Genomic DNA, 12,157 nt, shown 5'->3' on the forward strand with positions numbered 1-12,157 from the left:
GGGGCAAGCGTGAGCAATCCAAAATCGCCCGCAGGCAAGAACGGTGGTTCAACCGCGCTGTTTATTCGGCGCCCGGTTTTTGCGTTTGTCATCAATGTTCTGATTATCGTTGCCGGTCTTGCCGCCTTTACAGGTGTGGATATCCGCGAACTGCCAGATGTGGATCGACCTGTTATCACCATCAGCACGGATTTCAGCGGTGCATCGGCTGAAACCATAGACCGTCAGCTGACACAGGTTCTGGAAAACGCTGTCGCTCGTGTTTCTGGTGTGAAATCGATTTCGTCGACGTCCTCCTTTGAACGAAGCCGTGTCACGGTCGAGTTCAATGATGGCGTCGATCTCAATGTTGCCGCCGCTGATATGCGCGATGCGATTTCGCGCGTCGCCAACAATGTGCCGCAAGAAGCGGATCCGTCCCGCATCATCAAGGCCGATTCCAATGCCGATCCGGTGATGCGTCTCGCGGTTACGTCCGACACCATGTCGGTTGATGACATGACTGTTTTGGTTGAAGACCAGATTGAAGACGTTCTCTCCGCGGTTCCCGGTGTCGCTGATGTGCAGATCAATGGCGACCGCGACAAGATTTTTCGCATTGATATCAATCAGGCCCGTCTTGCCAGCTATGGGCTTACCATTGCCGATATATCCAGTGCTTTGTCATCAATGGGGCTTGATGCGCCCGCAGGTTCTCTGCGCAGTTCGGATCAATCTATCGTAGTGCGAGCCACCGCCAATCTCGAGAAGCCCGAAGACTTTGAAAATGTTTATATCAAAGGCCGCACGCAGATCCGCGATGTGGCCAGTGTTACGCTCGGGCCGGATATTGAAAGCTCGTCGGTGCGCTCCAATGGCAAAACGGCCATCGGCCTTGGTATTGTGCGTCAGGCGCAATCGAATACGCTCGACATCTCTCAAGGCATTCGTGCGGCTGTTGCGAACTTGCAGAAGACCCTGCCGCAAGGTGTCAATATTACCGTCACCAGTGACGATGCTAACTTCATCAGGGGCGCGATCCATGAGGTCGAGATCGCGCTGATTGCCTCTGTGATCATCGTGGTCGTGATCATTTTCATGTTTCTTTGGGATATCCGCGCAACGCTTATTCCGGCTTTGGCGATGCCGGTGGCATTGATCGGTACGGTTGCGGCGATTTATCTGACGGGCTTCTCGATCAATATCCTCACATTGCTGGCGCTGGTGCTTGCTACGGGGCTTGTGGTGGACGATGCCATTGTCGTGTTGGAAAACATCGTCCGAAGGCGCAATCAGGGCATGGGGCCACGCGCTGCCGCCGTTCTTGGCACGCAGGAAGTGTTCTTTGCGGTTATTGCGACCACATTGACGCTTGTCGCTGTTTTCGTGCCGATTTCCTTCCTGCCGGGGCAGGCGGGTGGTCTGTTCCGCGAATTTGGTTTTGTGCTGGCAATTGCAATTCTGCTGTCATCTATTGTGGCTCTGACATTGTGCCCAATGCTGGCGTCGCGCTTTCTCAAAGAAGGCAGTGAGGTATCGGAAGGGCGGCATGGGCCAAAGTTTCTGCAAAGGATCGGTGGCGGACTGTCGCGTTTTTATCGCAAGAGCCTGCACGCCTGTCTCTCCGCTCCCCTGATCGTCGTGCTCGTGGCCGTACTTTTTGCTGGCGCTTCTTACGTTGGTTTCGGCATGTTGCGACAGGAGCTCACGCCAACGGAAGATCGGGCCGTCGCGCTGTTGCGCATTAACGGTCCCCAGGGGATCAGCGTTGAATTTCTTCAATCGCAGCTCGATAAGATCGAGCAAGCGATTCAGCCATTACGCGACAATGGTGAAATCCTGACCACCTATGCAATTGCCGGCTCCGGCGGTGCTTCCAATAATGGCTTTATGGTGCTCACCCTTGCGCCGTGGACAGAACGCACCCGTTCGCAACAGCAAATTATGGCAGACATCAATGCTCGTGTGCGTGGGATTACGGCGGTTCGTATTTTCACAATGCAGCCAAACAGCCTTGGCATTCGGGGTGCCGGTAATGGCTTGCAGTTCGCCGTTGTTGGCAGTGATTACGCCAAGCTGCGACCGGCAAGCGATGCAATCGTTGCCGCACTGGAAAAAGATCCGCGTTTCGTTCAGCCGCGCTTGTCTGTTGACGCAACACAGCCGCAGCTTTCCGTCGAAATCAATCGCGAGCGAGCGTCCGATCTCGGCATCGATATTACCGGCCTTGCCAACGCCGTGCAGGCGGTGCTCGATGGTCGCAAGATCGGTTCGGTTTATGTCGGCGACAGAAGCTTTGACGTGAAGCTTGTATCGACCACCAATCCCATCAATGATCCGACGGATCTTGAAAACGTCTTCCTCAAAACGGGGGACGGTCGTTATGTACCGATGTCATCTATCGCGACAGTGGTGGAAAAGGCGGTGCCGCCGCAGTTGAACCGTGAAGAGCGCCAGCGTTCTGTTGCGATTACCACAGGTTTGCAGGGCGATTTCGCGCTGGGAGATGCTTATGCGGCTGCATTGGAGATCGCAGCACCGCTGTTGCCACCGGGAGCCCACATCATCCCGCTTGCGGAGGCTTCTACACTCAGCGAAACCTCCGGTGGCATTATGATGGTCTTCGGCTTTGCGATCATCATCATTTTGTTGGTTCTGGCCGCGCAGTTTGAGAGCTTCATCAGCGCGCTGATTGTCATGGCAACGGTGCCGCTTGGCCTCGGCTGTGCCGTCTTTGCAATGATCCTCACCGGCACAAGCCTCAACGTCTATAGCCAGATCGGGCTTGTGCTGCTGGTCGGCATCATGGCTAAGAACGGCATTCTGATTGTCGAATTTGCCGATCAGTTGCGTGACAAGGGCATGAATGTGCGTGAGGCAATTGAAGAAGCAGCCAATATCCGCCTGCGTCCCGTCTGTATGACGATGATCTGTTCGGTGCTGGGCGGCGTGCCGCTGGTGCTCGCCAGCGGAGCAGGTGCGGAAGCGCGTGTGGCACTGGGTTGGGTTATCGTTGGTGGCCTCGGACTTGCAACGATCGCAACCCTTTTCGTGACGCCTGTTGCCTATCTTCTGCTCGGACGCTTCACCAAGCCAAAGGTTGAAGAAGAAGCGCGGCTTGAACGCGAAATGGCCAGGGCAGCAACTCTGGAAGAGAAGCTGAAATGAAAAAGCCCGGTCGTGAGACCGGGCTTTTTGTTGTTACTTCTTCATCGCGTCTGTGACCTTCGCGGTCCATGCACCTTCCGGCTTTTTTGTAATGACCGGATCAGAACCACCACCAAGCAACGTTTCAACCGTGCGGTCGGCGGCAGCTACATCGAGTGTGCCGTCAGAACCATCAATCAGCTTGGCGATTTCCTTGACCATACGCTCCTGAACTTCCTGTGTCTGTGCACCAGAAGAGTCGTTTTCCAGAATGATTTCGGCAGCTTCGTCAGGATGTTCTGACGCATATTGCCAGCCCTTCATCGAAGCGCGGACAAAGCGGGCAAGCTTATCGACCATTGCCGGGTCTTCAAGGCTCTTATCAAGCACGTAGAGCCCGTCTTCAAGTGTTGCCACGCCCTGTTCTTCATAAGGGAACACAACCAGCTGATCTGCCGGAATACCGGCATCGATCACCTGCCAATATTCATTATAGGTCATGGTGGAAATGCAGTCGGCCTGCTTCTGGATCAGCGGATCGACATTAAAGCCCTGTTTGATCACAGTTACGCCGTCTTTTCCGCCGTCGGTCGGGATATTTAAATGGCTCATCCACGAAAGAAACGGATATTCATTGCCACCGAACCAGACGCCAAGCGTGCGGCCCTTAAAATCTTCCGGCTTGGTGATGTTGGTGTCCTTGCGACAGGTCAACATCATGCCGGATTTCTTGAATGGCTGTGCGATGTTGACGAGTGGAACGCCCTTTTCCCGAGTAGCAAGGGCTGACGGCATCCAGTCCACCACCACGTCAGCGCCACCACCGGCAATCACCTGTGGCGGGGCAACGTCGGGGCCGCCCGGCTTAATGTCCACGTCAAGGTCTTCTTCTTCGTAAAACCCCTTATCCTTGGCGACATAATAGCCTGCAAACTGTCCCTGCGTCACCCATTTGAGCTGCAAGGTCAGCTTGTCAGCTGCTATTGCCGAGCTGCTCATAAGTGCGAGCGCCAGTCCGGCTGTTCCAAGGCATAAAGAAATTGCCTTTTTCATTTTAGTTCTCCTCTGGTTGTTTTTATTGCGCGCATTTTGCCCGAAAACCGGTTCCCACTTTTCGGAATGTGCTTTGGTCTGCATTATACTTGCAGATGCCAAATATTCAGGCTTATGCCCTCCTGTAAGAAGGGTGCCAGAATGTCATTCTGCGCTCGATCAGCGCGATCAGCCCATAAGAAAGCGACCCCGCAAGAGCGGCTACAAAAATCTCGGCCCAGACCATGTCCACATTCATGCGGCCGATTTCTGCGGATATGCGGAAACCCATGCCGACGATGGGCGTACCAAAAAATTCGGCGACAATTGCGCCGATCAAAGCCAGTGTGGAGTTGATCTTGAGCGCATTGAAAATGAAGGGCATGGCCGCGGGCAGGCGCAGTTTGATGAGTGTCTGCCAGTAGTTCGAGCCATAGGTCTGCATCAGATCGCGTTCCATCGAACCGCTCGCAGCTAAGCCCGCAACCGTGTTCACCAGCATCGGGAAGAAGGTCATGATAATGACGACCGCTGCCTTTGACTGCCAGTCGAAGCCAAACCACATCACCATGATGGGCGCAACGCCGACAATGGGAAGGGCGGCTGCAAGATTACCAAGCGGCAGCAAGCCTTTGCGCAGAAATGGCACGCGATCAGCAATAATTGCGGTGATAAAGCCTAAGCCACAGCCCGCGATATAGCCGATAATGACCGCCTTCATGAAGGTCTGCTGAAAATCAGCCCACAGGATGGGAACCGAACTCGTGATCCGCGCCCATATGACGGAGGGCGCAGGCAACAGCACCTGCGGCACGGTAAACAGGCGCACACTCACTTCCCAAAGAAGAAGCATCGCGATGCCAAAAAGGGCAGGGACTGCAATGTCCAGCAGCTTCTGAGTGTGCGGGTTGCGCGCCTTGAGGCTTGCCACCCAGCCGACAATCGCCCATGAAACGGCAATCAGCGCGATAATGATTATCACATTCATCATCATGCACCCGCCCTTTCAGGTTTTACGCCCATGCGTCGGTTGACGATACGCGCAACCAGCCCGACAAGCGCCACAAGCAATCCCGCCATAATGGCGGCTGCAATGAGGGCGGCCCATATTTGCACCGTCTGACCGTAATAGGAACCGGCCAGCAAACGCGCGCCAAGACCTGCGACGGCCCCCGTTGGCAACTCGCCAACAATTGCGCCGACAAGGCTGATGGCAACCGCAATCTGCATCGATGTGAACAGGAACGGCATGGCCGCAGGCCAGCGCAACTTCCAGAAAACCTGATTGCGCGATGCATTATATGTCCGCATCAGATCAAGATGCATCACATCGGGCGAGCGCAGGCCTTTGACCATACCCACTGCAACCGGGAAAAAGGACAGATAAGTCGATATGATCGCCTTTGGCAGCAGCCCCGAAATGCCAATCGCATTCAGCACCACAATAATCATCGGCGCGATGGCAAGGATGGGGATTGTTTGCGAGGTGATGATCCAAGGCATCAGGCTTTTGTCAAGCGTGCGCGAGTGCACAATGCCGACCGCGAGCAACACGCCAAGCGCCGATCCGAGCACGAAGCCGAGCAATGTCGAGGATAGTGTCACCCATCCATGATAAACGAGGCTGCGCTTTGAACTTGGCTTGACATCAAAGACTGTTTTCCAGATTTCCTGTCCCACCTGATGTGGCGCAGGCAGCACCGGGCGATCCTGATGCATCGTATTGGCAACAATTGTCGAGAACGAAATCCCGGTTCCTGCGCGCTCTGCCTGATCTCGCTCAAACGGCGCGTTGAGAAAAACTGCAAGCAGATACCACAATCCGATGATCGCCAGCAGAACCGTCGCCACCGGAATAAATTTGTCGCGAAAAAAAGCTGTCAGTCCCGCCCGGGTTTCACTCATGAATATGCCCCAGCCGCAGGCCTTCGCGCACGCGATGGGCGATTTTGAGGAAGGCATCCGATTCACGAATATCCAGTGTGCGATCCGGCCCCAGATCGCAGTCGATAATTTCATGAATACGGCCCGGACGCGGACTCATCACGACGATCTTGGTTGACAGAAACACGGCCTCAGGAATGGAGTGTGTCACGAAGATCACAGTCTTCTGTGTTGCCGCCCAGAGTTTGAGAAGCTGTTCGTTGAGGTGATCGCGCACGATCTCATCCAATGCGCCGAAAGGCTCATCCATCAGCAGCATGTCAGGGTCAAACGACAATGCACGCGCAATCGATGCTCGCTGCTGCATGCCGCCGGAAAGCTGCCATGGAAATTTTTTGCCAAAACCCGTGAGGTTCACCAGCGCCAGATTCTTTTCAATCCGCGCTTTGCGCTCGGCAGCACTATATCCCATGATTTCGAGTGGCAGGCCGATATTGTCTTCAATCGTGCGCCACGGAAACAACGCTGCCGCCTGAAAGACGTAGCCGTAAGAGCGATCAAGCCGTGCCTGTTCAGGCGTCAGTCCGTTGACGGTCACAGAGCCGGAAGTGGGCTGTTCGAGGTCGGCCACCACGCGCATCAAGGTGGTCTTGCCGCAACCCGAAGGGCCGATGAAGGAAACAAACTCACCGCGTTTGATCGTGAGATTGATGTTAGAAAGCGCATGGACCGGACCGTCATTGGTTTCAAAAACCAGAGACAGGTCTTTGATGTCGATCACGGTCGGCGCACCATCAAAGCCCCGCTCCGGGGCCATGTTATCGATGTTTATCACATGCATTTCCCGAAGCGAAGCTGGAGCCATGGATCAGACCCCTATTGGCATATGTTCGGCGCTGCGTTCCACCTTGCGGGGCGCGACGATTTCTTTCCACTGCGACAGGGCCTTGTTGGCGGCACCGTTGGGTTCACGTTCGACAAAACGTCCATCACCCGGCTGTGCTGTGACATGGCCATGATCAAAGGCGAGACGACCGCGCGAGAATGTTTTGACGGGTAAGCCTTTCAGCTCAAAGCCTTCAAAGACATTGTAATCAATGGAAGAATGCTGCGTTTTGGCAGAGATCTTCTTGGTCGCTTCCGGGTCCCAGATGATAATATCGGCGTCGGCGCCCGGCAGGATCGCACCCTTTTGCGGATAGATGTTGAGGATCTTCGCAATATTGGTCGAAGTGACAGCCACGAACTCATTGGGCGTCAGACGACCGGTGCGAACCCCACGCGTCCAGAGTACAGGAAGCCGTTCTTCAAGCCCGCCGGTGCCATTTGGAATCTTGGTGAAATTACCAATGCCATGGCGCTTCTGCTCGGATGTGAAAGCGCAATGATCGGTTGCAACGCATTGCAGGCTTCCAGCGGCAAGTCCGGCCCAGAGGCTGTCCTGATTGACCTTGTCGCGGAATGGCGGCGACATTACGCGGCGCGCAGCATAGTCCCAATCGCGATTGTGATATTCGCTTTCATCAAGTGTCAAATGCTGGATCAGCGGCTCGCCATAAACGCGCATCCCTTTCTGGCGTGCACGGCGGATTGCTTCATGCGCCTGCTCGCAGGATGTATGCACCACATAAAGCGGCACACCGGCCTGATCGGCAATCATGATGGCGCGGTTGGTCGCTTCGCCTTCCACTTCCGGCGGGCGTGAATAGGCATGCGCCTCCGGTCCGTCATTGCCAGCAGCCAGCAGTTTTGCCTGTAATTGCGCAACAATATCGCCGTTTTCTGCGTGAACCAGCGGCATGGCGCCAAGTTCGGCGCAACGCTGGAACGATGCGAACATCTCGTCATCATTGACCATCAACGCGCCCTTATAGGCCATGAAGTGCTTGAAGGTGTTGATGCCGCGCTTCACCACTTCCGGCATTTCATTAAACGCGCGTTCGCTCCAGCCGGTGATTGCCATGTGGAACGAATAGTCGGTACGCGCCTTGCCTGCCTTCTGGAACCATTCCTGCAATGCGTCGAGCAGATTGCCTTCTGGTCCGGGAAGAACGAAGTCGACCACCATCGTCGTGCCGCCTGCAAGCGCTGCCGCAGTGCCAGTGTCAAAATCATCGGATGAATAGGTGCCCATAAAGGGCATTTGCAAATGCGTATGCGGGTCAATGCCGCCTGGCATGATATAACAGCCGGAAGCATCGATGGTTTCATCGCCGGTCAGATTATCGCCCACGGCTACAATCTTCTCGCCTTCGATGAGAACGTCGGCTTTAAAGGTGCGGTCTGCCGTAATGACGGTGCCGCCTTTGATGACCTTGCTTGCCCCAGAACTAACCATGTTCGCGTTCCCCTTTTTGGTTTTGTTTCGAACAGGTATTGGATAGGCTGAATGCTAACTCACGATTTCAGCGCTCTCCAATACGGCATGAAGAAGTACATCAGCGCCAGCCGATGCCCACTCCTTTGAGATTTCTTCGTCTTCGTTATGGCTGAGACCATCGACGCATGGACACATGACCATGGCGGTCGGTGCCACGCGATTGATCCAGCAGGCATCGTGACCGGCACCGGAAACAATGTCGCGATGGCTGTAGCCAAGCCGTTCGGCTGCATTGCGAATTGCCGTGACGCAGCCTTCATCGAAAGTGACGGGATCGAAATGGCCTGCCACTTCAATCTCGATACCAATGCCAACGTCTGCTGCGATTTTCGGCGCTTCCGTTTCAAAGCGCGCTTTCATTAAATCCAGCGTTTTCTGATCCGGTGAGCGGAAATCGACGGTGAAAACGATCTGACCGGGCAGCACATTGCGTGAGTTTGGCGAGACTTCAATATGGCCCACGCCACCGACCGCATCGGGCTGATAGTCCATCGTAATCTCATTGACCAGTTGCAGCAGTTTGCCCAAGCCAAGGCTTGCATTCTTGCGCATTTTCATCGGCGTTGAGCCGGTATGTGCTTCCTTGCCGGTCAGTGTTACCTGCAACCACCACAGGCCCTGACCATGGGTGACAACGCCAATATCCTTGTTTTCAGCCTCAAGGATCGGCCCTTGTTCGATGTGCAACTCAAACATCGAATGGATCTTGCGCTTGCCAACCGGCTCGTCGCCCTTCCAGCCAATGCGCTCCAGCTCATCGATGAATTTCTTGCCTTTGGCGTCGGTGCGCTCATAGGCCCAGTCCTGTTCTAGCACCCCGGCGAAAACGCCGGAAGCGAGCATTGCAGGTGCAAAACGCGTGCCTTCTTCATTAGTCCAGTTGACCACGACGATCGGGCGCTTGGTCTTGATGTTTGTGTCGTTCAATGTGCGCATGACTTCAAGTCCGCCCAGCACACCGAGCACGCCGTCATATTTGCCGCCTGTCGGCTGCGTATCGAGATGGCTGCCCATATAGACCGGATCAGCATCCGCATCTTCGCCTGCGCGCAGAAAGAACATATTGCCCATCGTATCGACGGTCATCGACAGTCCGGCCTGTTCGCACCATTTCTGAAAAAGCTGGCGACCTTCGGCGTCTTCATCGGTCAGCGTCTGGCGATTGTTACCACCGCGCAAACCGGGGCCAATCTGTGCCATTTCCATCAGGCTGTCCCACAGCCTGTCGCCATTGACCTTGAGATTACTGGAGAGCGCCATTTGCTCTGCCTCCACATTTCAAGCATGGAATAACTGCGGCATTGCCGCAAGCGCTTCGCATGTTATGTTGTTCCCGCGACCCAGCTCTTTGGCCTCAATCTTCTTGCAGTATTTGCAAAAACTTGACTAGTTGGTCAAAATGCAGGCTAGAAGAGCGTTCGACAGCGGTCAAGCGGTTTTAAGAAATTTTGCTCCGTCAAAAGGTGTTAAATGGTCACAGATGCGACAGCTCCCGCCGAAGCAGGTGTGAATGAAAAGGCGGAGGGTGCGACGCGCATTCAGGCGATCAATCGCAGGCTCATTCTGGATGCAGCGCTTGATGTCTTTTCCGCTTATGGGTTTCGCGGTTCTACAGTCGATCAGATTGCCGAAAAGGCAGGGATGTCGAAGCCAAACCTGCTGTATTATTTTCCGCGCAAGCAAAATATCTACGTGACGGTTTTGGAGGAGACACTCACCGAATGGCTTGGCCCGTTCGAGAGCATCAACCCTGAAGGCGATCCGCTTGAGGAACTCCAGAACTATATTGCGCAAAAGCTTGCGCTTTCGGCCAAAAGGCCGGAAGCATCGCGGCTGTTTGCCAATGAAATTCTGCATGGTGCACCGGCGATTACTGATTTTCTCAAAGGCCATCTGAAAGAGCTGGTCGATGAAAAAGCAGGCGTTATTCGTTGTTGGATTGAAGAAAAGCGCATCGCGCCCATTGATCCTTATCACCTGATTTTTACGATATGGGCCGTGACGCAGCATTATTCCGATTTCTCGGTTCAGGTTGCAGCCATTCTTGGCAACCGCACCGAGCAGCCGGATTTTTATGAGCAGACAGCACGCTCCATTGCAGCAATTATTCTTGACGGTGTGCGTGTTCGTGATGATGTTGCAGCATCATGAAAACGATTCTTATTGCAGCAGCCATTGTCCGCGATGAAGCGGGCCGTTTCCTCCTTGTTCGCAAGCGCGGCAGCGAGATTTTTTTTCAGCCCGGTGGCAAGATCGATACTGGCGAAGAGCCGCAGATTGCGCTTATCCGCGAAATCGAGGAAGAGCTTGGCATTCTGATTGACGAGAGCCAGTTGCGCTATGCAGCGCGCATGTCGGCACCAGCCGCCAACGAACTTGATTCCATCGTTGAAGCAGAACTGTTCCACCTCACTTTGAGGGAAGGGCAGGTGCCTGCCGCTTCGAGTGAAATCGAAGAGCTGATCTGGGTTAAGGCTGGCGATCAGTCGCGCCCTGTTGCGCTGCTTTCACAAAGCATCCAGGCACGCTTTTCACAAGCGGATTGAGATTCTTATTCGCAGATGAATAGGTTTTTCGTTTGCGAATTTATTATCTTCCTCTTATCAGTCTGTGCGCGTTTAGAGCGCATCCCGAAAAGTGTGAAACGGTTTTCGGACAAGATGCGCGCCGTTAAAGCGCGGGCATAGGTTCTGGAGGAGATATTTATGCAGCTTAAAGTATCTGATAGGCGCACACTGGGCCGCACGGGGCTGTCCGTAACGGCGCTTGGTCTGGGAACCGCACCTTTGGGCGGGCTTTATGCACCTGTTTCCCGTGCCGATGCGGATGCTTTGCTCGAAGCTGGCTGGGACAGCGGCATCCGCTATTTCGACAGCGCACCGATGTATGGTCTTGGTCGAAGCGAGCATCTTTTGGGCGATTTGCTGCGCGAAAAGACTGAACGCGCCGTGGTTTCTACCAAAGTTGGCCGCCTGATGACCAATGAGCGCGCTGGTCGCACGCTGCCGCCATCGCCACCAAAAAATCCTCTCGATTCCGGCTGGCACAATGGCCTCAATTTCCGTGAGGTTTTTGATTACAGCTATGACGGTGTTATGCGCAGCTTCGATGATAGCCAGCAGCGCCTTGGCTTTCCCGAAATCGATCTGCTCTATGTCCATGACATTGGCCGCGTGACCCATGCTGACCGTCATGAGTTTCACTGGAACGCATTGACCAAGGGCGGCGGTTTCCGTGCACTGAGTGAATTGCGCGAAGCAGGCAATATTAAAGGCTTTGGCCTTGGCGTGAATGAATGGCAGGTCATTCGTGATGCGCTTGAGGAAGCGGATCTCGATTGCTCGCTTCTGGCTGGCCGCTATTCACTGCTTGATCAGGTTTCGGAAAAAGAATTTCTGCCGCTGGCACAAAAGCGTGGCATGGCACTGGTGATTGCTGGCGTATTCAATTCCGGTATTCTGGCAGCCCCACGCGGTGGCGAACAAAAATTCGATTATGCCGATGCGCCTGCTGAAATCATTGCACGCACCAACCGCCTGCATGATATTTGCGACGACTTCAATGTACCGCTTGCCGCCGCCGCCATGCAGTTCCCGATGATGCATGAGGCCGTCAGCTCCATTCTGATTGGTGTGCGTTCGCCAGAACAGATCAGGCAGAATGTTGTCTGGTTCGAGCAGACAATCCCGGATGAATTCTGGGCGAAGCTCCGTTCGGAAGGTCTGATCTCGTAAT

Annotated in this window: 10 protein-coding genes; 4 read left to right on the plus strand and 6 right to left on the minus strand. The window is 54.5% G+C overall.

Annotated features, from left to right (window positions below):
* Positions 1-9: 9 nt before the first annotated feature.
* Entirely contained in the window at positions 10-3,147 is a 3,138-nt protein-coding gene (locus ABE527_RS02695) for an efflux RND transporter permease subunit (protein WP_499696050.1), read from the plus strand.
* A gap of 33 nt (positions 3,148-3,180) precedes the next feature.
* Here the strand turns inward: ABE527_RS02695 and ABE527_RS02700 are convergent, their stop codons facing one another.
* The 6 genes from ABE527_RS02700 to ABE527_RS02725 all read right to left on the minus strand — a co-directional run bounded on the left by ABE527_RS02700 (position 3,181) and on the right by ABE527_RS02725 (position 9,682).
* A complete protein-coding gene (locus ABE527_RS02700) occupies positions 3,181-4,179 on the minus strand; it encodes an ABC transporter substrate-binding protein (protein WP_499696051.1) in 999 nt (332 codons plus the stop codon).
* A gap of 112 nt (positions 4,180-4,291) precedes the next feature.
* The gene (locus ABE527_RS02705; protein WP_265982902.1) at positions 4,292-5,152 is read right to left on the minus strand and encodes an ABC transporter permease; all 861 of its coding nucleotides are present in this window, start codon (positions 5,150-5,152) and stop codon (positions 4,292-4,294) included.
* Positions 5,149-6,063: an ABC transporter permease gene (locus tag ABE527_RS02710; protein ID WP_499696052.1), complete on the minus strand. Its 915-nt coding sequence runs from the start codon at positions 6,061-6,063 to the stop codon at positions 5,149-5,151. Before ABE527_RS02710 ends, ABE527_RS02705 begins: the two co-directional genes overlap by 4 nt.
* Positions 6,056-6,859: an ABC transporter ATP-binding protein gene (locus tag ABE527_RS02715; RefSeq protein ID WP_499696318.1), complete on the minus strand. Its 804-nt coding sequence runs from the start codon at positions 6,857-6,859 to the stop codon at positions 6,056-6,058. The genes ABE527_RS02710 and ABE527_RS02715 overlap by 8 nt, the downstream gene beginning before the upstream one ends.
* A 51-nt stretch (positions 6,860-6,910) precedes the next feature.
* Entirely contained in the window at positions 6,911-8,380 is a 1,470-nt protein-coding gene (gene hydA, locus ABE527_RS02720) for a dihydropyrimidinase (RefSeq protein ID WP_499696053.1), read from the minus strand.
* A 54-nt stretch (positions 8,381-8,434) separates the two neighbouring features.
* Positions 8,435-9,682 carry a Zn-dependent hydrolase gene (locus ABE527_RS02725; RefSeq protein ID WP_499696054.1) on the minus strand — a complete coding sequence of 416 codons (1,248 nt, stop codon included), beginning with the start codon at positions 9,680-9,682 and terminating at the stop codon, positions 8,435-8,437.
* A gap of 210 nt (positions 9,683-9,892) precedes the next feature.
* Between ABE527_RS02725 and ABE527_RS02730 the strand changes: the two genes are divergently transcribed.
* From ABE527_RS02730 to ABE527_RS02740, 3 genes are all read left to right on the plus strand, one after another.
* Positions 9,893-10,573: a TetR family transcriptional regulator C-terminal domain-containing protein gene (locus ABE527_RS02730; protein WP_499693402.1), complete on the plus strand. Its 681-nt coding sequence runs from the start codon at positions 9,893-9,895 to the stop codon at positions 10,571-10,573.
* Positions 10,570-10,968: an NUDIX hydrolase gene (locus ABE527_RS02735; RefSeq protein ID WP_265982909.1), complete on the plus strand. Its 399-nt coding sequence runs from the start codon at positions 10,570-10,572 to the stop codon at positions 10,966-10,968. Before ABE527_RS02730 ends, ABE527_RS02735 begins: the two co-directional genes overlap by 4 nt.
* Before the next feature lie 159 nt (positions 10,969-11,127).
* Positions 11,128-12,156, plus strand: a complete 1,029-nt coding sequence (locus ABE527_RS02740) for an aldo/keto reductase (protein ID WP_499696055.1) — start codon at positions 11,128-11,130, stop codon at positions 12,154-12,156.
* Position 12,157 lies beyond the last annotated feature (1 nt).

This window comes from Brucella sp. TWI432, assembly GCF_039674445.1.
GTDB lineage: Bacteria > Pseudomonadota > Alphaproteobacteria > Rhizobiales > Rhizobiaceae > Brucella > Brucella chromiisoli.